This window comes from Sphingomonas sp. jy18 (genome assembly GCF_056931895.1).
Genome location: NZ_JBXPBT010000001.1, coordinates 254611 through 275464, shown reverse-complemented (window position 1 = coordinate 275464; position 20854 = coordinate 254611). Strand labels below are relative to the sequence as shown.

Annotated in this window: 23 protein-coding genes; 12 read left to right on the top strand and 11 right to left on the bottom strand. The window is 65.6% G+C overall.

What is annotated here, in order from left to right:
• Nucleotides 1–3: 3 nt before the first annotated feature.
• From bchL to hemA, 10 genes are read left to right on the top strand one after another with little or no spacing between them, the layout of a single operon-like run.
• Nucleotides 4–900 carry a ferredoxin:protochlorophyllide reductase (ATP-dependent) iron-sulfur ATP-binding protein gene (gene bchL / locus AC0QC4_RS01350; protein ID WP_483657886.1) on the top strand — a complete coding sequence of 299 codons (897 nt, stop codon included), beginning with the start codon at nt 4–6 and terminating at the stop codon, nt 898–900.
• Nucleotides 900–1610 carry a magnesium protoporphyrin IX methyltransferase gene (bchM, locus tag AC0QC4_RS01345; RefSeq protein WP_483657883.1) on the top strand — a complete coding sequence of 237 codons (711 nt, stop codon included), beginning with the start codon at nt 900–902 and terminating at the stop codon, nt 1608–1610. Before bchL ends, bchM begins: the two co-directional genes overlap by 1 nt.
• Complete coding sequence (locus AC0QC4_RS01340) at nt 1607–3031, top strand: BCD family MFS transporter (RefSeq protein ID WP_483657881.1); 1425 nt, start codon at nt 1607–1609, stop codon at nt 3029–3031. Before bchM ends, AC0QC4_RS01340 begins: the two co-directional genes overlap by 4 nt.
• Nucleotides 3032–3053: 22 nt before the next feature.
• Complete coding sequence (gene puhA, locus AC0QC4_RS01335; protein ID WP_483657879.1) at nt 3054–3824, top strand: photosynthetic reaction center subunit H; 771 nt, start codon at nt 3054–3056, stop codon at nt 3822–3824.
• The gene (gene puhB, locus AC0QC4_RS01330; protein WP_483657877.1) at nt 3821–4453 is read left to right on the top strand and encodes a photosynthetic complex putative assembly protein PuhB; all 633 of its coding nucleotides are present in this window, start codon (nt 3821–3823) and stop codon (nt 4451–4453) included. Before puhA ends, puhB begins: the two co-directional genes overlap by 4 nt.
• A complete protein-coding gene (puhC, locus tag AC0QC4_RS01325) occupies nt 4450–4926 on the top strand; it encodes a photosynthetic complex assembly protein PuhC (protein WP_483657874.1) in 477 nt (158 codons plus the stop codon). Before puhB ends, puhC begins: the two co-directional genes overlap by 4 nt.
• The gene (locus AC0QC4_RS01320; RefSeq protein WP_483657872.1) at nt 4923–5222 is read left to right on the top strand and encodes a hypothetical protein; all 300 of its coding nucleotides are present in this window, start codon (nt 4923–4925) and stop codon (nt 5220–5222) included. Before puhC ends, AC0QC4_RS01320 begins: the two co-directional genes overlap by 4 nt.
• Nucleotides 5219–6295, top strand: a complete 1077-nt coding sequence (gene acsF, locus AC0QC4_RS01315; protein WP_483657869.1) for a magnesium-protoporphyrin IX monomethyl ester (oxidative) cyclase — start codon at nt 5219–5221, stop codon at nt 6293–6295. The genes AC0QC4_RS01320 and acsF overlap by 4 nt, the downstream gene beginning before the upstream one ends.
• Nucleotides 6289–7098 (top strand): putative photosynthetic complex assembly protein PuhE, encoded by an 810-nt coding sequence (puhE, locus tag AC0QC4_RS01310; protein ID WP_483657867.1) that lies wholly within the window; start codon nt 6289–6291, stop codon nt 7096–7098. The genes acsF and puhE overlap by 7 nt, the downstream gene beginning before the upstream one ends.
• Entirely contained in the window at nt 7095–8315 is a 1221-nt protein-coding gene (hemA, locus tag AC0QC4_RS01305) for a 5-aminolevulinate synthase (protein WP_483657865.1), read from the top strand. The genes puhE and hemA overlap by 4 nt, the downstream gene beginning before the upstream one ends.
• A 91-nt stretch (nt 8316–8406) precedes the next feature.
• Here the strand turns inward: hemA and AC0QC4_RS01300 are convergent, their stop codons facing one another.
• The 5 genes from AC0QC4_RS01300 to AC0QC4_RS01280 form a co-directional block, all read right to left on the bottom strand.
• A complete protein-coding gene (locus AC0QC4_RS01300) occupies nt 8407–8931 on the bottom strand; it encodes a c-type cytochrome (protein WP_483657863.1) in 525 nt (174 codons plus the stop codon).
• A 132-nt stretch (nt 8932–9063) separates the two neighbouring features.
• Nucleotides 9064–10323 carry a DUF3422 family protein gene (locus AC0QC4_RS01295; RefSeq protein WP_483657861.1) on the bottom strand — a complete coding sequence of 420 codons (1260 nt, stop codon included), beginning with the start codon at nt 10321–10323 and terminating at the stop codon, nt 9064–9066.
• A gap of 78 nt (nt 10324–10401) precedes the next feature.
• The gene (locus AC0QC4_RS01290; protein WP_483657859.1) at nt 10402–11064 is read right to left on the bottom strand and encodes a peroxiredoxin-like family protein; all 663 of its coding nucleotides are present in this window, start codon (nt 11062–11064) and stop codon (nt 10402–10404) included.
• A gap of 36 nt (nt 11065–11100) precedes the next feature.
• Entirely contained in the window at nt 11101–11871 is a 771-nt protein-coding gene (locus AC0QC4_RS01285; RefSeq protein ID WP_483657857.1) for an enoyl-CoA hydratase/isomerase family protein, read from the bottom strand.
• Between the two features lie 28 nt (nt 11872–11899).
• Nucleotides 11900–12520, bottom strand: a complete 621-nt coding sequence (locus AC0QC4_RS01280; protein WP_483657855.1) for a glutathione S-transferase family protein — start codon at nt 12518–12520, stop codon at nt 11900–11902.
• A 253-nt stretch (nt 12521–12773) separates the two neighbouring features.
• Here AC0QC4_RS01280 and AC0QC4_RS01275 point away from each other — a divergent pair, with 253 nt between their 5' ends.
• Nucleotides 12774–13661: a LysR family transcriptional regulator gene (locus AC0QC4_RS01275; RefSeq protein ID WP_483657853.1), complete on the top strand. Its 888-nt coding sequence runs from the start codon at nt 12774–12776 to the stop codon at nt 13659–13661.
• On the opposite strand, the gene AC0QC4_RS01270 is transcribed toward AC0QC4_RS01275, so the two are convergent.
• From AC0QC4_RS01270 to AC0QC4_RS01255, 4 genes are all read right to left on the bottom strand, one after another.
• Nucleotides 13662–14498 carry a DMT family transporter gene (locus AC0QC4_RS01270; RefSeq protein ID WP_483657851.1) on the bottom strand — a complete coding sequence of 279 codons (837 nt, stop codon included), beginning with the start codon at nt 14496–14498 and terminating at the stop codon, nt 13662–13664.
• 7 nt (nt 14499–14505) lie between these two features.
• Nucleotides 14506–15588, bottom strand: a complete 1083-nt coding sequence (locus AC0QC4_RS01265; RefSeq protein WP_483657849.1) for an alkene reductase — start codon at nt 15586–15588, stop codon at nt 14506–14508.
• A gap of 12 nt (nt 15589–15600) precedes the next feature.
• Nucleotides 15601–16569: a DMT family transporter gene (locus AC0QC4_RS01260; protein ID WP_483657847.1), complete on the bottom strand. Its 969-nt coding sequence runs from the start codon at nt 16567–16569 to the stop codon at nt 15601–15603.
• 72 nt (nt 16570–16641) lie between these two features.
• Nucleotides 16642–17193: a carboxymuconolactone decarboxylase family protein gene (locus AC0QC4_RS01255; RefSeq protein WP_483657845.1), complete on the bottom strand. Its 552-nt coding sequence runs from the start codon at nt 17191–17193 to the stop codon at nt 16642–16644.
• Between the two features lie 931 nt (nt 17194–18124).
• Here AC0QC4_RS01255 and AC0QC4_RS01250 point away from each other — a divergent pair.
• A complete protein-coding gene (locus AC0QC4_RS01250; protein WP_483657843.1) occupies nt 18125–18517 on the top strand; it encodes a VCBS domain-containing protein in 393 nt (130 codons plus the stop codon).
• A 299-nt stretch (nt 18518–18816) separates the two neighbouring features.
• Here AC0QC4_RS01250 and trmB read toward each other — a convergent pair whose 3' ends face one another.
• Both trmB and metK read right to left on the bottom strand, forming a co-directional pair.
• Nucleotides 18817–19512 carry a tRNA (guanine(46)-N(7))-methyltransferase TrmB gene (trmB, locus tag AC0QC4_RS01245; RefSeq protein WP_483657841.1) on the bottom strand — a complete coding sequence of 232 codons (696 nt, stop codon included), beginning with the start codon at nt 19510–19512 and terminating at the stop codon, nt 18817–18819.
• Between the two features lie 107 nt (nt 19513–19619).
• On the bottom strand, nt 19620–20840 hold the full coding sequence (metK, locus tag AC0QC4_RS01240; RefSeq protein WP_483657839.1) for a methionine adenosyltransferase: 1221 nt from the start codon (nt 20838–20840) through the stop codon (nt 19620–19622).
• Nucleotides 20841–20854 lie beyond the last annotated feature (14 nt).

Below are 20854 nucleotides of genomic sequence, written 5' to 3'. Positions count from 1 at the left end.
GCAATGACCCTCAACCTCCTCGATACACGCGGCGCACCGCCCGACGGGGAAGGGAGCGTGCAGGTTGCGCTCGACCCCAATGACAAGATCAAGGGCGCGAAGGTGTTTGCGGTCTATGGCAAGGGCGGGATCGGCAAGTCGACCACCTCTTCCAACCTTTCCGCCGCCTTTGCCAAGCTGGGGCATCGGGTGCTGCAGATCGGCTGCGATCCCAAGCATGACAGCACGTTCACGCTGACCGGTAAGATGATCCCGACCGTCATCGACGTGCTGGAGACGGTCGATTTCCACAGCGAAGAGCTGCGGCCCGAAGATTACATGTTCGAAGGCTATGACGGCGTGATGTGCGTCGAGGCTGGCGGCCCGCCGGCGGGTACCGGCTGCGGCGGCTATGTCGTCGGCCAGACGGTCAAGCTGCTCAAGCAGCACCATCTGCTCGAAGACACCGATGTGGTCATTTTCGACGTGCTGGGGGACGTGGTGTGCGGCGGGTTCGCGGCGCCCTTGCAGCATGCCGATGCCGCCATCGTGGTGGCGGCCAATGACTTCGACAGCATCTTCGCGATGAACCGCATCGTCGCGGCGATCAACGCCAAGGCCAAGAATTACAACGTCCGCCTCGCCGGCGTGGTGGCCAACCGCAGCCGTGAGACCGACGAGATCGACCGGTTCAGCGCGGCCATCGGCATCCGCCGCCTTGCCCATTTCGGCGATGTCGATGCCATCCGCAAATCGCGCCTGAAAAAGTGCACATTGTTCGAAATGCCCGATTCACCGGAGGTCGAAATCGCGCGCGAGGAATATATGAACCTCGCCCGCACCTTGTGGGCCGGCGTCGAACCGGCGGACGCCAAGCCGATGAAAGATCGCGACATCTTCGACTTCCTGGGGTTCGAATGATGGACACGCAGTCTCTCGGCGGCGGCTTCGCCTCGACCAGCTACCAGCAAAGCCGCGCCGCGCTCGAAACCTATTTCGACAAGACCGCGCGCAAGGCGTGGGAAGATCTGACGTCGGATGTCCCGGTCAGTGGCATTCGCGCCACAGTCCGCGCCGGCCGCGAGGCAATGCGCGATCTGCTGCTGTCGACACTGCCTGCCGACATGCGCGGCCAGCGCCTGCTCGATGCGGGCTGCGGTACCGGCGCGCTGTCGATCGCGGCGGCGGAACGCGGCGCGGAGGTCGTGGCCATCGATGTGTCGCAGGGTCTGATCGACGTGGCGCAACGGCGCGCCCCGCCGCATCTGGCGATCGACTGGCGGGTCGGCGACATGCGCAACAATGGCCTCGGCCTGTTCGACCATGTCGTCGCGATGGATTCGCTGATCCATTATGACGAGGGCGACATCGTCGGCGTCCTCAAGGCGTGGTCGCAGCGCAGCGGCCATATCGTCTTCACTGTCGCCCCGGGCACGCCGCTGCTGCGCGCCATGCATCTGGTGGGCAAGGCGTTTCCGCGCAGCGACCGCTCGCCTGCGATCAAGCCGGTTTCGGAAACAACCCTCGCCCGCGCCATCGGCGAGGGGCTGCCCGGCTGGCAGATCGATTTCAGCCAGCGCGTGTCGAGCGGTTTCTACAAATCCCAGGCTACGGGGATCAGCCGCGCATGACCGAACGGCCATCAGCGATGACCTTCTGGCAGGCCGTGGGCATACGGTTCCTGCCCTTCGCCGATGCGGCCACCGCCGAGCTGCCATTGTCGCGCCTGCTGCGCCTCGCGTTGTTCCAGGTCAGTGTGGGCATCGCTGCCGTCCTCCTCAACGGCACGCTCAACCGGGTGCTGATCGTCGAGCTCGACACGCCGAGCTGGATCGTTGCGCTGATGATCGCCATCCCTCTGATTGTCGCGCCGTTCCGCGCGCTGATCGGCTATCGCTCGGATACGCATCGCTCCGTGCTCGGCTGGCGGCGGGTGCCTTACATCTGGTTCGGTACGCTCGGGCAGTTCGGCGGCCTTGCCATCATGCCTTTCTCGCTGATCCTGATCACGCGACCGGATACGTTCGCGCTCGGCGTCGGCGCGGCGTGCCTTTCCTTCCTGCTGACCGGTGCGGGCATGCATGTCACCCAGACGGCAGGACTCGCGCTCGCCACCGATATCGCCACCGAGGACAAGCGTCCGCGGGTGGTCGCGCTGCTCTATGTGATGCTGCTCGTCGGGATGATGCTGGCGGCCTTCACCATCGGCAATCTGCTGGGCGATTTCACCGCGACCAAGCTGGTGCAGGTCATCCAGGGCGCGGCGGTGCTGACCATGGGCCTCAACATCGTCGCGCTGTGGAAGCAGGAGGCGCGCAACCGCGCGCTGACCACATCGACCGAGACCGACCCCCGTTTTGCCGACATCTGGGCCGATTTCACTGCGCGGCCCAGCGCCAAGCGGCTGCTGCTGGCGATCGGCGTGGGCGCCATGGCCTTTTCGATGCAGGATGCGCTGCTCGAGCCTTATGGCGGAGAGATACTCGGCCTGTCGGTCGGATCGACCACATCGCTGACCGGGGCATGGGCCATCGGCGCGCTGATCGCCTTTGCCCATGGTGGACGGCAGCTGACCCGCGGGGCCGATCCTTTGCGGCAGGCGGGGCTTGGCGCCGTCGCCGGGGTGGCCGCATTTTTGATGACCCTGTTCGCCGCGCCGCTGGCGTCGGTGCCGATGCTTTACGCCGGCGCCGCCTGCATCGGCTTCGGCACCGGCCTGTTTTCCGTCGGCACGATGATCGCTGCGATGGGACTGGCCGAGAAGGGATCGGCCGGCCTGGCGCTCGGGGCATGGGGCGCGGTGCAGGCCAGCAGCGCTGGCCTTGGCGTGGCGCTGGGCGGACTCGTCCGCGATGCGATGGCCAATGCCGCGCTGCGCGACGCGCTGGGCGCGACGCTGGCGCACCGGTCGACCGGCTACGGTACCGTCTACTGCATTGAAATTGCGCTTCTTTTGGTAGCGATAGTGGTGCTCGGGCCGGTGGTCGGTGCCGGGCGGACGCTGACGGATGATGAAGAACGACGCTTCGGGTTGAGCGAGTTTCCAACCTGACAGACTGGGCAGGAGAACGACGATGGACAGTGCCAATATTGTCGGCACCTATGACGTGACCGAATTTGTATTCTGGACCTTCACCCTGTTTTTCCTGGGGTTGCTGGTCTACCTGAGGCGTGAGGACCGCCGCGAAGGCTATCCGCTCGAGGATGAGGTGACGGGCCGGGTCGACACCCCGGGCGGCGTGCTGTCGCAGGCGGCGCCGAAGATGTTCCGCATGCCCTTCGGCCGTGGCATCGTCACCACCCCCACCAAGGGCCGCGAGCGGGTCGACCTGCCGGCCAAGCGGACCTTCGCCTCGCCCGGTGCGCCATATTATCCGACCGGCAATCCGCTTGTCGATGGCGTCGGCCCGGCGGCATGGGCGGAGCGGGCCAACCACCCTGATCTGGACGGCGAAGGGCGCAACCGCATCGTCCCGATCGGCGCTGCAGAGCATATCGCGGTCAACGCCCGCGATCCCGACCCGCGCGGGATGACCGTGATCGCAGCCGACGGCGCCGTCGCCGGCACCGTGACCGACCTGTGGGTCGACCGGGCCGAACATGTCATCCGCTATCTCGAAGTGGATACCGGGTCGGCCAGGGTGCTGGCGCCGATGGGGATGTCCAAGGTCAAGGGCAAGGCGCGGCAGGTGGAGATCGACGCGATCAACGCCGCCGATTTTGCCGCGGTGCCGCAACTGGCTACGCCGGGGCAGATCACCTTCTATGAGGAGGAGCGGATCGTCGCTTACTATGGCGGCGGCTACCTCTATGCCAATCGTGCGCGGCAGGAGCCGATCCTGTGAGCGAATATGATCATGAACCGGTGCGGGGGCTGCCAGGGCTGCTCCCGCCCGGTGAACATATGCTGTGGCAGGGCGCGCCGGACTGGCGGCAGCTTGCTGCGGGCGCGCTGCACATCCGGCTGGCGACCGGCTATTTCGCCATCGTCGCCTTGGGCGCGCTGATCAGCGGCGACCTGTCGACCGCTGCCGCCGTCGCGCTGCTCGGCGCGGTGGCGATCGGCCTGTTCGTGCTGTTTGCGTGGGGCGTGGCGCGCACCACCGTCTACACCTTGACCGACCGCCGGATCGTGCTGCGGATCGGCGTCGCGCTCAACACATGCGTCAACCTGCCGCTGACCGAAATCGCCTCGGCCGACCTCAAGATGCTGGGGCAGGGCCATGGCAATCTGGTGCTGAAGCTGAAGGGCATGCCGCGACTGGGCTATCTGATGCTGTGGCCGCACGCACGGTCGTTGCGGGTGATCAGTCCGCAGCCGATGCTGCGGGCGGTGCCCGATGCCCTCGCCGTCAGTCGGATGCTCTATCAGGCGGTTGCCCGCCTGCAGGCCATCGCGCCCGCGGCAGCCGCCGAACATGGCCAGGCTCCGGCGCGCCAGCCGGTGCGCGAACTGGCAGGAGCGGCCGCATGAGCCACGCTGTGCATCACGACCCGACGGTTCCGCGCGGCGCGCTGATCGGTGCGGCGGTGCTGCTGGCCACGACCCTGGCTCTGACCGGGGCGGTACGGCTGGGACTGCTGCCGCATTCCGCCGTGCCGACCGCGAGCCGTGCCGCGCAGCATGTCCAGCCGGCCGAGCAGCGACTGCTGCGCTTTGCCGACCGTGAAGACGGCGCGGTCGTCATCACCGATGCCGCGACCGGCGAGACCGTCAAGATCATCGGCTTCGGCGAAGGCGGCTTTGCCCGTGCCACCCTGCGCCGTCTGGCCCGGCTGCGCGCGGCGGAGCATATCGGCGCCCAGCCGCCGTTTCTGCTGACCCGCTGGGACAATGGCGCGCTGTCGCTCTCCGATCCCGAAACCGGGGCCAATGCCGAGTTGCATGGCTTCGGGGCCGACCACAGCCGCGCCTTTGCCGAGATGCTGAAGGGATCTGCGACATGAGCGGGCTGTTCTTTGCCGGGCGCTTCGATACGCCGTGCCGGATCGAGATCGAGCAGAGCCCCGACCATTTCCACGCGCATGTCGAACTGGCCGGCGACATCGCCATCGCGCCCGGCGACCGTGTGCAAGTGCATGGCGAGCCGATCACCATCGGCTTCGGCGAGCGCCGCGTCTTCGACCGCATCGCCACCGTCGAACGGGCCGGGCCGCTGCGCCGCGCCTGGACCCGCTTTGCCAGCAATTTCGAGCTGTCCGAATTGTACGAGGTCAGTTTCACTCCCGGGAGGCTGAAATGAACGCCCAGACCACCATCGCCAAGCCGCTTGCCGCCAAGCACGATACGCTCGCCATCGCGCGCAGCGAGACGGTGCTGTCGCCGCGCTTCTACACCACGGATTTCGCGGCGATGGACGCGATCGACATCTCTCCGGTGCAGGCGGAATGGGACGATCTGATGGGGGAGATGGAGGAGGACCATAACCGCCGCCACTTCCGCAAGACCGACGCGTTCGACGGGGTCATCGAACAGCTCGAGCCCAAGTTGCAGGCCGAGTTCGTCGACTTTCTCGCCAGTTCGCTGACGTCCGAATTTTCCGGCTGCATTCTCTATGCCGAGATCGCCAAGCGGACCAAGAATCCGGAGATGAAGCGGCTGTACAAGCTGCTGGCGCGCGACGAGAGCCGCCATGCCGGCTTCATCAACGAGACGCTCAAGGCCGAAGGCATCGGCATCGACCTCAGTTTCCTGACCAAGGCCAAGAAATACACTTTCTTCAAGCCGAAGTTCATTTTCTACGCCGTCTATCTTTCCGAAAAGATCGGCTATTCGCGCTACATCACCATCTACCGGCACCTGGCGCGCAATCCGCAGAACAAATTCCATCCGATTTTCGACTGGTTCGAACAATGGTGCAACGATGAGTTCCGCCATGGCGAGGCGTTTGCGCTGTTGATGCGCGCCGACCCCAAGCTGCTGACCGGGCTCAACAAGCTGTGGATCCGCTTCTTCCTGCTGTCGGTCTATGCGACCATGTATGTGCGCGACCATAACCGTCCGGTTTTCCACCAGGCGCTGGGGATGCATCCGGCCGAATATGGCTACAAGGTCTTCTCGATCTGCACACAGATCAGCCGTCAGGTGTTCCCGGTCGAACTCGATACCGACGACCCCCGCTTCCGCGCGGCGATGGAGGATCTGCGCCGCGCCTCGGTCGCGATCGAGGATGCCAAGGCGCGGGGTGGCATCGGCGGTGCGCTGGGTCGTATCGGCGGCATCGCGCGCGCCGGCTATGCCTTTGCCCGCATGTATCTGATGCCGCCGCGCAGCAATGAGCTGCCGCAGCAGACCCGGCTTGCTCCGGCATGGTGAATGGGGCGAGCCTATTGCTGCCCTTCGCCGTGGTGGTGCTGCTCTGGTTCGTCGGCACCGGGCTGGTGGCGATGGTCAACCATCGCCTGCGCGCCGGCAACCTGCGCCCGTTGCTGATCGGCTGCGCCTGCGCTTTTGTCGGTCTCGCGTCGATCGTGGTCAGCGCGCATTCGGTGCAGCCGTGGGCGATCTACGCCTCCTTCCTTGGCGGATTGCTGATCTGGAGCTGGCACGAGATCGGCTTCCTGACCGGCGCGGTGACCGGGTCGCATCGCGAGGCGTGCCCGGCGGATGCCCGCGGATGGCAGCGGTTCAGCATGGCGACGCTGGCGCTGATCCACCATGAGGTCGCGCTGGCGATGACCGCAGCCCTGCTGCTGTCGCTGGCCGCCTTCACCACCAACACCACCGGCGCCTATGTGTTCGCGCTGCTGCTGCTGTTCCGCCTGTCGTCCAAGCTCAACATTTTCTGGGGGGTGCCGCACCTCAGCGACGAATTGCTGCCGCGGCATCTCGATTACCTCAAAAGCTATTTCGGGCCCAAGCGCCTGCGGCCGGTGCTGCCGCTGTCGATCCTGCTGATCGTCGGTTGCGCGCTGTGGTTTGCCGGCGAAGCCTGGCGTGCCGAACGGCCCGAAGCGGTGGTGCATGGCGCGCTATTGTGCGGCCTGTCTCTGCTCGCCGCGCTGGAACATCTGTTTCTCGCCCTGCCGATCCGCGATTCAGCCCTGTGGAGCTGGGCAATGGCGGCCGACGGCAGGCGTGCAATCAACGACATCGAGGGGGAAGGAATCCAACCATGAACTATCAGGCGTTTTTCGGTGAGCAGCTGGCGGCCGTGCGCGACGAAGGGCGCTACCGCGTCTTCACCGAGATCGAGCGCAAGGCGGGCTCCTTCCCGCATGCCACCCGCTATGTCGATGGCGGCACAACCGACGTCACCGTCTGGTGCTCGAACGATTATCTGGGCATGGGCCAGCACCCCGATGTGCTGTCGGCCATGCACCGCGTGATCGATGAATGCGGCGCCGGTGCCGGCGGCACCCGCAACATCTCCGGGACCAACCACCATCATGTGCTGCTGGAGGCGGAACTCGCCGATCTCCACCACAAGGAAGACGCGCTGCTGTTCACCTCGGGCTATGTGTCCAACTGGGCGGCCCTGGGCACGCTGGCCGCCAAGATCCCCGACTGCGTGGTGCTGTCCGACGCGCTCAACCATGCCTCGATGATCGAGGGGATCCGCCACAGCCGCGCCGAGCGGATGATCTTCGAGCATAATTCGCCCGAAGACCTCGACCGCAAGCTGGCCCGGCTCGATCCCGATCGCGCCAAGCTGGTCGCGTTCGAGAGCGTCTATTCGATGGATGGGGACATCGCGCCGATCGCCGAGATCGTCGAGGTCTGCGAAAAGCATGGCGCGATGAGCTATATCGACGAAGTCCATGCCGTCGGCCTCTATGGACCGCGCGGAGGCGGGGTGGCCGAGCGCGAAGGGCTGATGGATCGCATCACCGTGATCGAGGGCACGCTCGGCAAGGCGTTCGGCGTGATGGGCGGTTATATCGCGGCGTCGCGCGACCTGTGCGACTTCGTGCGTACCTTTGCCAGTGGCTTCATCTTCTCGACCGCGCTGCCGCCAGCCGTTGCCGCCGGGGCCTGCGCCAGCATCCGCCACCTCAAGGACAGCCAGGCGGAACGCACCCGGCATCAGGAGCGGGTGGCGAAAGTGCGCGGCGCGCTCGATCGCATGGGCATCCCGCATCTGCCCAACCCCAGCCACATCATTCCGGTGATGGTCGGCGATGCCAAGAAGTGCAAATTCATCAGCGACTGGCTGATGGACAATCACGGCATCTATGTGCAGCCGATCAATTATCCCACGGTGCCGCGCGGCACCGAGCGGCTGCGCATTACGCCTTCGCCGGTGCACAGCGATGGCGACATCGACCGGCTGATCCGCGCGCTCAGCGAAATCTGGTCGCATTGCGAACTGGCGCGGCGGGACATGGCGGCCTGACCGGTCGCTTCCTCTTCCGCAAGGGGAGAGGAACCGAACAAAAAAGGCCGGGGTTTCCCCCGGCCTTTTTTCTTGGTCGACAGGCGGCCGATCAGCTCGGATTTTCGAGATAGGCGATCAGGTCGGCGCGGCGCTGCGCGTCGGGGATTCCGGGGAAGATCATCTTGGTGCCCGGAACCACGCGCTGCGGGTTCTCCAGATACTGGAACAGCTTTTCCTTGGTCCAGGTGATGCCGCTACCCGAGTTGGCCGGCGAGTAAGCGAAGCCCGGAACGCTGCCGGCGGCGCGGCCGATGATCCCGGCCAGCGACGGGCCGATGCGGTTCACGCCAGGATCGGTGACATGGCAGGTGCGGCACTGGGCGAAGACGGCGCGGCCCGCGGTTGCGTTGCCGGTCAGGCTGGCGAACTGCACGCCGTCTAGCGTTGCAACGTCGGTCGCGGCAGGGGCGGTGGCCGCAGGGGCGGGCGCGGGAGCGGGAGCCGGAGCGGCCGCTACCGGAGCCGGAGCGGGCGCCGCAGGCGCTTCGGCCTTCTCGCTCTCACCGCCGCCACCGGAGCAGGCAGCGAGCAGGGCGCAGCTGGCCAGGCCGACCATCATCTTTGTCTTGACCATAAACTCTCCTATCGCGATGCGGGCAGCACGCAGTGCTGTCCAATCCAGTCCAACCCGGGGATAGGGTAATGCACCCTCCCTCCAAATAAAAGCCGTTACTTTCAGCCTCGCCGCGTCTTCAATACGGTCCAATTACGGTAGCTCGGCATCGTTGAGCACACGTTTGCGCAGCATGTGGACGAGACCGTAGATGAGCAGCACCACGGGCAGGGTGGTTGCGCCAATGGCGACATCGACCCAATAGCCCTTGGCGAAACCTGCCGCGCCCTTGATGGCATAGGCGATCAGGCCGACCAGATAATAGGCCGCCGCGATGATCGAGAGGCTTTCGACCAGCGTCTGCAGCCTGAGCTGCAGCTGGGTGGAGCGCTCCATCGAGCGCATCAGGCTGAGATTCTGCGTCTTGATGCGGCTGTCGATGCGCACGTCGAGCGTGTGCATCACGCCCGAGATACGCTCGGCGATATGGTCGAGCCGCTGGCGGAAACCGGCGCAAGTCCGCGATGCCGGCACCAGCCGTCGCTCGGTGAAGTCGGTCAGGCTCTGGTGATTGGGCAGGGTGCGGACATCGAGCGCGGCGAGCCGGTCTGCTGCGACTTCGGCATAGGCCGCGGTCGCGCTCAGCCGGAAACTGGTCGCCGAGCGCACCAGCTCGAGTTCGGCCGAAATCGCGGACAGCTCGTTGAGCAGCCCTTCTTCATCTTGGTCCGCCAGCGCCACGCGCTTGGCATGGCCGGCGAGTCGCTCCTCGATACTGTCGAGCTGCGGCCCGTAATGCTGCACCACCGGGAAGCCGAGCAGCGCGAGATTGCGATAATTGCCGAGTTCCTGCAGCCGCTGGACGATCCGCCCGCGCTCGCCATCGCCGACATCGCCTGCGGTCACGAACAGTCGGCCATAACCGTCATCGAAGATGCCGAAGTCGGACCAGATGCGCACCGCACCATTGACGTCGCAGCACACCATGTCGTCCATCGACATGCCCATGGCGACGACCCGTGCTTCCATGTGCCGGGAGTCGGGCACAACGAATACGCGCGTCGCCCGCACCACCGAACCCGGCCAATGCTCCAGCCAGTGGATGAAGGGCATCCGCTCCGCATCGCTCATCGTGCCGGGCAGGATCAGCGTGATGGTGCTGGCTTCGGTATGGCGTTCCCAGATGAAGTGCAGCCCGTCGCCGGTACGGCCGGCGGCGTGGCGCGCGGCGATGCTCCAGTCATCGAAGGCCGGGCGATCGGCCAGCAGCCACTGGTCTTCCGCCGCGCGTTCGGCCCGGTCGATCAGCCGCACCGCCTGATAGATGTCGCAATCGCGGCCGACCGGTGCAAATCGCCGCAACCGCATCTCGTCCACCGCCCATCGGCGCAGGGGATGTTCGGTGAAGGCCATGGGCGAAACTATCCGCCAGAAACAGGCCAATGTCTAGCATATGCTGCCCGGAATCGCGGGCAGCAAAGCTGCGGCCGATCAGGCGGTTACACGCTCGGCCGCGCGACGGATTGCGGGCAGCATGTCGTCGGGTTCGGGCCGGCGGGTATAGTCGGGATTGACCTCTGCATAGGCAATGATGCCGTCGCTGCCGATCACGTAGCGGGCGGGCATCGGCAGGGTCCAGCTATCGTCCCCGTTGAACGCGGGCAGCTGGTTGCCGAGCGATTTGTAGAGCTCGACCAGATAGTCGGGCAGCGCGAACCTCAGGCCGAAGGCATTGGCGATATCGTTGCGCGGGTCCGACAGTATCGCGAAGCTGAGGCCATTCTCGCGCACCGACTTGCGGCTGTTGGCGCGGCTTTGCGGAGAGATCGCTACCAGGCTGGCGCCTTCCGCCTCGAACGCGGGCAGGGCCGCTTGCAGCGCCTGCAGTTCCATGTTGCAGTAAGGGCACCACACGCCGCGATAGAAGCTGACCACCAGCGGCCCGCGCGCCAGGCGCTCGGCGGAGGATACCGGAGTGCCGTCGGGTCCTTCGAGCAGAAAGGCCGGTGCACGGTCTCCCGCCTTGAGCGCGCGGCCGGCAGCGCCCGAGGCGATCAGTTCTGCGGTGGCGCGTTCCATGGTCTGCCGCACTTCGGGCGGACGGGCGGCGCGAAATTCGGCCTTGAAGGCATCGAGACGGTCTTGCAGGCTCATGGTCATTCTCCTTGGGGGGCAGGGGATGGGCAAAGGTCAGGCTGTTTCGGCCATGCGACGCGCGACGTCGGCGGCGCTGATACCTTCGAGTGCGAGGCCGTAGCCGGCGCCCTCGTCGATGATCCGGCGCAGCTTCTGGGTGAGCGCGATGCGCGTGTAGCGTCCGGTCAACGGCGGCAGCGCGGCAAGGCTCTCGGCGATGCCGTGCGCGCGGGCGAGCAGCTGATCCGCCGGCACGATTTCATTGACCGCGCCATAATCCTTGGCGGTCTGGGCATCGAGGACTTGGCGGGTGAGGATGAAATAGCGCCCGCGCACGGAGCCGATCACTTCCGGCCAGAGCAGGTTGACACCGTCTCCGGGAACGATGCCGAAATCGAAGTGTGGCTTGTCCTGGAACACCGTCTCAGGCGTGGCGAGGATGATGTCGGCGAGCAGCGCATATTCGCTGTGCAGCAGCACCGGGCCGTTCAGGGCGGCGATCATCGGCACCTCGATGTCGAGGATATTCGACAGCACCTTGCGCCCTTCGCGCAGGATCTTGTCGTAGCCGAGCGGCGAAAAGAAATCGAAACCTTCAGGGTCGATCGAGTCCATGAACGCATCGCCCGAACCGGTGAGGATGACGACGCGGTTGTCGCGATCCTCGCCGATCATGTGGAACAGCTCGACGAACTGTTCGTGGGTGTGCCCGTTGAAGACGAGCTTGCCGCCGTCGGTGTGCAGGGCGAGCTCGAGCACGCCGCTCTCCGAGCGGGTCAGGCGGGCGTTGGCGAAGCGGTGCTGGTATTCGGCAAAGCGGGACATGGCGGTTCTCCCTTTCAGAGGCGGGCGGTCAGGCGGTCGGGACCAGCGCTTCGACGCGGGCGATGGCCCGTTGCACGGCGGGGCGAGCCTCTGTCGCGGCGACCCAGCGCGACAGGTGCGGCAGGCTGGAGATGTCGACCTCGGCAAAGGCGCGGCGCCACAGCCAGCCGAAATGGGCGATGTCGGCGATGGTGAATGCGTCTCCGGCGACGAATTCGCGCGTGGAGAGCGCCAGATCGAGCATGCCGGCGGTGCGCGCGGCCTCTGTCTCGAAGCGGGCGATGGCGAGCGGCTGCGGCTCGGCCGCCTGTTTCTTGAAGAAGCCGGCCTGACCGAAGGCGGGGCCGAGTCCCGAGGCGTGGAAGAACAGCTGTTCGAACACCCGCGCCCGGCCCTCACCCGATGCAGGCAGCAAGCGGCCGGTCTTCTCGGCCAGATAGACCAGTATCGCGGCGGATTCGGTCAGCACCAGCGGCCCGTCGACCAGCACCGGCACCTTGGCATTGGGGTTGAGCGCGACAAAGTCGGCCGCCTTCTGCTCGCCCTTGCGGACGTTGATGCCGTTAAGCGCGTAATCGAGCCCCAGCTCTTCGAGCGCGATCGGCACTTTGACGCTGTTGGGCGTGGCGAATGCATAGACTTCGATCATGATTGTCCCTCCTGGTCAGCGGCGCAGGGCATGGAGCGCGAGTGGCGCGGCGACAGCGAGGACGGCGGTGGTCACGCTGCCCGTAATCTGGAGGACCATCAGTCCATCCTGAAGTGCTTGTCGCAGCATCGTCTTGCTCCTTCCCCGGGCGGCAGCGGCCAATCCGCTGTGCCGGTAAGACAGCAATGTCGGTTTTCGGGGGGACAGGGCAGACCCGCTGTGGCAATAGTATTCATTCCAGGGAGGAATGACGATGGACCGATTCCAGGCCATGACCACCTTCATCCGCGTGATCGACACCGGTTCCTTTTCGGCTGCCGCGCGCCTCGCCAACGTCGGCCAGCCGGCGGTATCGAAAGCGATAGCGCATCTCGAGGAGCAGCTCGGCGTCCGCCTTGTCACCCGCACGACGCGCGGCCTGTCCCCCACCGAGGCTGGCCAGCGCTATTATGAGCGGGCGCGCCGGGCCATCGACGAGGCCGACGAGGCAGAGCTGGCGGCGCGCGGGGCGGGCCGCGGATTGACCGGGCGCCTGCGCGTGTCGGCCGCAACCACCTTCGCGCGGCTGCACATCGTTCCGCGTCTGCCCGCTTTCCTGGCCGAGCATCCCGAACTCGACGTCGAACTGATCATGGACGATCGAGTGATCGACATGGTCGAGGAAGGCGTGGATGTGTCCCTGCGGATGGGGGCGCTGCCGGATTCGAGCGCCACCGCCCGCAAGCTCGCCGCCGGTCGGCGTTCGCTGGTGGCAACGCCGGCCTATCTTGCACGCGCCGGGGTGCCGCAGACGCCCGCCGACGTCGCCGGTCATCAGGCGGTCGTCTATACCCGTTATGAGGCGCGCAACTGGACCTTCCGGCATGTGTCGGGCAGCGAGGCGTCGGTGAGCGTCGGTGGCCGCCTGCGCGTGACTGCTGCCGAGGGGCTGCGCGCCGCCGTGCTCGCCGACATGGGGCTGGCTGTCGCATCCGAGTGGATGTTCACCCGCGAACTGGCGAGCGGGGCCGTCGTGCGGGTGCTGGAAGACTGGGCCCTGCCGCCGATCGACCTGTGGGCAGTGTTCCCCACCGGACGCCTCGCCAGCGCCAAGGCGCGCAGCTTTGCCGATTTTGTATCGCTGGTGTTGCGGGACGGATGATCAGGCGCGCCGCAGGGTCAGGCCGATGCCGCCAAGGATAAGCGCCGCGGCGACACCGAGCCGCACCGTCAATGGCTCGCCGAGCAGAGCTGCGGCACCGAGCGCTGCGAGCAGAGGCGTGGCAAGTTGGACACTGCCCACCGCTGCGTGCGGCAGACGGGGAACCAGCCGGTACCACGCGACATAGCCCAGTCCCGAGGTTACGGAGCCCGACAGGATGGCGAGCAGCACGCCGTGCAGCGTGACCGGCCCTGCAGCATCCAGCAAAGGCAGTGGCGCGGCGAACAGTGCCGCCAAGCCGAAATTGCCGGCGGTATGCCGCGCGGGATCGATGGCGGTGCGTCCCATCACCGAGTAAAGGCCCCATGCCACGCCCGCCAATATCATGCTGGCCATTCCCAGCAACGGTCCGGGAGCGAGGTGCGCGCCAAGCAGAAGGCTGACTCCGCCGAACGCCAGCGCAATGCCGGCCGCGTCGATCGCGCGCAGAGGCTTGCCCGAGATCATGCCGGCGACGAGCACGGTTGCCTGTACGGCTGCGAACAGCACCATGGCGCCGGTCGCCGCCCCCAGCTGGACATAGGCAAAGGAAAAGGCGGCGCAGTAAACGAACAGTGCCGACGCGCCGCGCCATTGCGGCCATTCGCGCTGCCCCCGCACCAGCCACGGCAGCAACACCGCCGCGCCCGCCGCGAGGCGAATGGCGGTGAAGCTGCCGGCGCCGATCAGGCCTTCGCCGAGCGCTGCCCGCGCCAGCAACGAATTGCCGGCGAATGCGGCCACCGCGAGCATTGCAAGTGGCGCAATGACGGGTCGGGCGGTGACGGTCGCTGTCATCGCAGGCTCAGTCGTGAAAGGGATAGTCGGTGTAGCCGTCCGCACCGCCCGAGTAGATGCGCGCGGGGTTCAGCGGGTTCATCGGCAGATTCTCCGCCAGACGGCGCGGCAGGTCGGGGTTGGCGATGAACAGCCGGCCGAAGGAGGCCGCGTCGATCTCCCCCGCCTCCAGCGCGGCGCGGGCGCGTTCGCCGGTATAGCTGCCGTTGGCGATGTAGGTGCCGCCGAACGCGCGGCGCACGATCTGCGGGTCGACAATGCGGTCGAAAGGATCGCCGCGCGGGTCGCTCGGCTCGACGCAGTGGAGATAGGCGAGGCCGCGCTTGCCAAGTTGCTCGGCGAGATAGCCGAACAGCGGCGCTGGGTTGCTGTCGCTCATCCCGTTGATCGTCAGCGAGGGCGAGAGGCGGATCCCGACCCGGTCTGCACCCCACACCGAGACGACCGCATCGGTGACTTCCAGGGTCAGCCGGGTGCGGTTTTCGATGCTGCCGCCGTAGCCGTCGGTGCGATGGTTGGTGCCGTCGCGCAGGAATTGATCGAGCAGATAGGCATTGGCGCTGTGCACCTCTACTCCGTCGAACCCGGCGGCCTTGGCATTGATAGCGGCCTGGCGATAATCGTCGATGATGCCGGGGATTTCCTCCAGCTCCAGCGCGCGCGGGACGACGAAGTCCTGCGGCCCGTCATAGGTGAAGGCATGCCCCTGCAAGCCGACCGCGCTGGGCGCGACCGGCAGGCCACCGCCGGGCTGCAGCGACGGGTGCGAGAGCCGCCCGACGTGCCAGAGTTGCAGCATCATCCGGCCGCCGGCGGCGTGGACTGCCTGCGTCACGCCGCGCCATCCTTCGACCTGCGCGTCGCTGTAGATGCCCGGCGCACCGGCATAGCCCTTGCCCTGCTGCGAGATATGGGTCGCTTCGGAGACGATCAGCCCGGCACTGGCGCGCTGGCTGTAATAGGTCTGCTGCAAGGCGTGCGGCGCGTCCTCGGCATTGGCGCGGGTGCGGGTGAGCGGCGCCATGACGATGCGGTTGGGGGCGTGGATCGCGCCATAGCGGATCGGCTGGAACAGGGGATCGTCGGTCATGATGCGTGTCCTTTATGCTGGGGGCTGCGGGTGGAAGGTGGCGATGAGCGGGCGGAACAGGCCGATCGCGGTGATGAGACCGAGCGTGGCGAGCGCGGCTCCCGTCCATTCGAACCGCGTCGGCATCGCGCCGGTGACGATTGTGCCGACCACCAGCGTCGCGGCGGGCACGATGGCGGGGAACAGGCCGGCCTTGGCGGCACCGAGGTGGCGCACGGCGATGCCGTAAGCGATGACGGCAAGCACGCCGGACAGCAGGCCCTGGACGATCAGCTGCGCCGCGAGAGTCGTCGGCGGGAGCGCGGCGATGCGGCCGATGTCGCCCCGGATCAGCGTGACCGGGACAATGGCGATGGCCGAAACGGTCGAAACCGCGGCGGTGACGGCGAGCCCACCCAGGTTCCAGCGCCGGATCAGGATGGTGAAGCCGGTCCAGCAGAGGCCGGCCGCGATGAACAGCAGATCACCGATCCAGACAGGACCGCCGCCCATCGCCTTGGCATGGCTGGCGATGGTGGCGAGCCCGGCGATGATCAGCGCCACGCCGATCAGCTTGTCGCGCGTCAGCCGCTCGTTGAGCAGCACGGCGGCGATGATCATCGAGGCGAGGGTGATGGTGGACGGCTGAATGACCGCGCCATGGGCGAGCGGCGCGAAGATATAGCCGCCGGTGCCCAGCAGGATGAACGGCGGTCCCGCCAGCAGCGAGAGCAGGGTGGCGCGGCGCCAGCCAACCCCGGCGAGGCGGCGTGGATCGTTGCGCAGCAGCCAGGGGAGCATGATTGCCGCCGCGGTGCCGAAGCGCAGCAGGACGAAATCCTGCGGCAGCAGTCCGCTGGCGGTGCCCGACTTGGCGAAAACGAAATAGGTCGCCCAGATCATCGCGGCGAAAACGCCTGCGGCGAGGCCGATGGTGGCGGGCGAGGCAGAGAATGGGGCCCCGCCATGCCGCTCTGTGGGGGAGGAGGGTGCAAGCGACATGGCGGGGCTCCAGGGGCGGCCCGGCGGCAAGGGGGGAGAAGCGCCGGGCCGGGGGAGAGGAAGGGACAAGGCTCAGGCAGCGAGCGCCATGCTCAGCGGCGGAGCGGCCGGGAAATCGACCGGCACGCGGGTGGTGCCGTGCAGGAAATTGGAGACGGTCTTGTCACCGATGGTGACAATGGCATCGACCAGATTTTCCCGGGTCCAGCCGGCGGCGAAGAACGCGTCGACCAGTGCCTGATCGGCGTGGCCGCGGTTGACGGCGATCGACCGGGTGAGCTGGGCGAGCGCATCGAGCTTGGCATCGAAGGGCGCACGGCCGGAGCGGATATCGAGGATCTGGCTGTCGCTGAAGCCGTTCATCTTGCCCAGCGCGGTGTGGGCTGCGAGGCAATAATCGCACTCATTGACCTGGCTCACCACCAGATTGACGACCTCGCGGGCCTTGGCGCCGAGCGAGCTCTTGGCCGATTGCAGCGCCAGATAGGTGCCGAGTGCATTATCGGAATAGGCGAAGGTCGCATAAAGATTGGGGACGAAACCCAGCTTGCCTTTCAGCGCATCGAACATGGCCTGGTTGGCGGGGCTGACGGTGTCACGGGTGGGAACGGCGAAGGTGGTCATGGCAACATCCTTTGGTAGCGCGGCAGCGATGCCGTGCCACACAGATGGCCGAGGATGCCGACGACCGGCAGACCGCTTGCAGCGATAGCTTCCATGCCTTGCAGGAATAACCGGCGGGCGATGCGCGATGGCGGCGGGGCGGGCGGGCCGCATCGCGCCTCAGGGCGTCGCCCGCGCCCGAACAGTTGCGCCAGTCGGACACAAGGCCGATTGGCGCTGCCCCCTGGATACCAAGGTCAGCCGTGAATATCCGCCAACGGCCGGACATCGCTCTATTGGCGCAGTTGGTGCCGGACGCGCGGGGCGGGGTTTAGCGGGACGGAGAAGTCGATCCATGGCACCGCGCTGTGCTCGTTGCAGAGTCGTGCCGATACTGGGGTTACTGCACGTGTCACCGTAATTACGGTGCGGAACTCCTTCGCACTAAGGCAATGACTATGTCCGGGCTTCGAGGGGCACGCTTCAGTGGGATGGGGGACTCCTTCACCTTTGACGGTGCCGAAGTCGTTTACGGTCGTCGACTAACGAGGATTGGAAGCAATGCAAGTACGATTGCCAACGTCCTACCCATCCGGCGGATCAATTGATTCCATGATGTAGTGGTCTATGGAGGGCTTATGCAAAATGACCCTCCCGTCGCCATGTTTGTTGTTGGCAACTACCGGACCAGCCATTATCATAACGCTGATGCTATAAGAAATAATCCGGGTTATGATGGTGGGCCGGTACGCCTGATCACGTGCTTTGGCGCACGCGGCCCGGCCCAGGAGCTTGGCAATATACTTTGCGTTCCAGTGCGGGGGTCACCGCCAGAGTTGGAACCATAGAAACGGCAGGCTAAATCAAGAACCTATTATTGGTGATGAGGGATATTGGATTAATTTTTCCCATTGGAGAACATCGATGAAAGCAGTAGGAGTTTTTCGAGAACTTGAACAATATCGCGCCTATCTTCCTTCTATATTTTGAGGTCAGGGGCGCCTTACCAGCAGATATTGCCAGCGAAATCTGTCAATATCTGGATTCTGGCGAAGAAGTAATTTCGTTCATGGGCTACGAGCGCGACCCATTTGATCCGACGAGGGGCATCGCGGGTGGAGCAAGCCTTATGACAGACGGCCATTGGACATGGCGATTTGATCTCTCTTATTATGTTAAGAATTATCGTATTGGCCTTGATGATGAATTTTTACTTCACGTTTTGGACAATTCTCAAAATGATATTGCTATCGAAATCGATGAAAAATGCGCAAGGCAGGCTTTAAAAACCTACGAAGAGGCAATAAAAACCTACGAAGAGGCAACCAAGCCATTTAAAAACTAGACTTTTGTATTATTATTAATATTTGCTCGGGAACTACGACGCGCGTGTAATGGCCCCCAGTTATTGCAGAACTGCGCGCCAAGCATAGTCTGTCGTTATGAATTGTCTGCCCCGCCTTGTTCTGCCTCCCATGGCGCACCGCCTCACTCAGCGCGGCAACCGACGCACGACCGCCGAATTTATTTGCCACACGCAGGGTTTTTGAATTCTTAGTGCATCGATAGCATTCCTGCCACAGCCAAGAGACTTGGCGGCAGCAATGGGACAGGCGGCGCCCGCCCGCCCCTCCCATGCGCGGGCTAGCGCCGGCGGTAGCGGAAGTACCACACCTCATGGCCCAGCCGGCGGGCCTTGGCTTCGTAGCGGGTTTCGGGCCAGCCGCCGGGGCGGTTCAGGAAGGCGTCGGCGCTGTCGGCGAGCCATTCGAACTGCTCGCGGTGGCGGCGCATCACCATCATCGCGTGCGCGACATAGACGGGGTGATCGGTGCCGAAGCGGAATTCTCCGCCGGGCCTGAGCTTGGCGGCGATCAGGTCGATGGGGCCGTCGTTCATCATCCGACGCTTGGCGTGGCGCGCCTTTGGCCACGGGTCGGGGTGCAGCAGATAGGCCATGGTCAGCGCGCCGTCGGGGATGCGGCGCAGCACCTCCAGCGCATCGCCATGGTGGATGCGGACATTGGGCACGCCGGGCTTCTCGGCCGTGCCATGCACGTGGGTCAGCGCCTGTGCGACGCCGTTGAGGAAGGGTTCGCAGCCGATGAAGCCATGATCGGGCAACAGGTCGGCACGATACGCCATATGCTCGCCGCCGCCGAAGCCGATCTCGAAGTGCAGCGGCCGCTCATCGCCGAACAAGGCGCGGCTGGTGACCGGGCCGTCCTGCGGCACGGCGATCTCGGGCAGCAGCGTGTCGACCAGATGCTGCTGGTGCGCGCGCAACGGCTTGCCTTTGGAGCGGCCGTAGAGGCGGTTGATGGTGGTGGGGTCGGGCATCGCGCGTCAAATTATATCCGTCATTGCGAGCGGAGCGAAGCAATCCAGTGCGGTTTGCGTCTGCTCTGGATTGCTTCGCTGCGCTCGCAATGACGGATACTGGAAATTCAGCCTAGCGCGGCCTTCAATGCGTCGACCAGATCGGTCTTCTCCCACGGGAACAGATCGCCATCCGCGGTGCGGCCGAAATGGCCATAGGCCGCGGTGGTGCGATAGATCGGCTTGTTGAGGCCAAGGTGGGTACGGATGCCGCGCGGGGTGAGCGCCACCAGCGTCGGCAGCACCGCCTCGACCGCGCTCGCATCGACGGTGCCGGTACCGTGCAGGTCGACATAGAGCGACAGCGGCTCGGCGACGCCGATGGCATAGGCGATCTGGATGGTGCAGCGGCGGGCGAGGCCGGCGGCGACGACATTCTTGGCCAGATAGCGGGTGATATAGGCGGCCGAGCGGTCGACCTTGGTCGGGTCCTTGCCGCTGAAGGCGCCGCCGCCGTGCGGGGAAGCACCGCCGTAGGTGTCGACGATGATCTTGCGGCCGGTAAGGCCCGCATCGCCGTCCGGGCCGCCGATCTCGAAGCGGCCGGTGGGGTTGATGTGATAAACGGTGTTTTCGGTCAGCAGGCGCGCGGGCATGACGCGGGCGATGACGCCCTTCACATAGTCGCGCAGCTCGGCGTAGCGGGCCTCGTCGCCCTCGCCATTGTGGAAATAATAGCCGGGCGCATGCTGGGTCGAGACGACGATGGCGGTCGCTTCCACCGGCACTTCATTCTCGTAGCGCAGCGTTACCTGGCTCTTGGCGTCGGGCTCGAGGAAGGGGGCGGCGCCCGACTTGCGGTCGGCGGCCATCGCTTCGAGGATCTTGTGGCTGTAGTCGAGCGTCGCCGGCATCAGGTCCGGCGTCTCGTCGCTGGCGTAGCCGAACATGATGCCCTGGTCGCCCGCGCCCTCGTCCTTGTTGCCGCTGGCGTCGACACCCTGCGCGATGTGCGCGGATTGGCCGTGCAGGTTGTTCTCGAACCGGAACTGGTTCCAGTGGAAGCCGGTCTGCTCATAGCCGATCTCGCGCACGGTGTTGCGCACGGCGGCTTCGATTTCGGCCTCGATGCCCGGCGCCCAATTGCCTGCGGTGTCCATGATGCCGCGCCCGCGGATTTCCCCGGCCAGCACGACGAGCTGGGTGGTGGTCAGCGTTTCGCAGGCGATGCGCGCTTCCGGGTCCTTCGACAGGAACAGATCGACGATGGTGTCGCTGATCTGGTCGGCAACCTTGTCGGGATGGCCTTCGGAGACGGATTCGGAGGTGAAGAGGAAGCTGGAGCGCATGGGGGTTCCGTGTC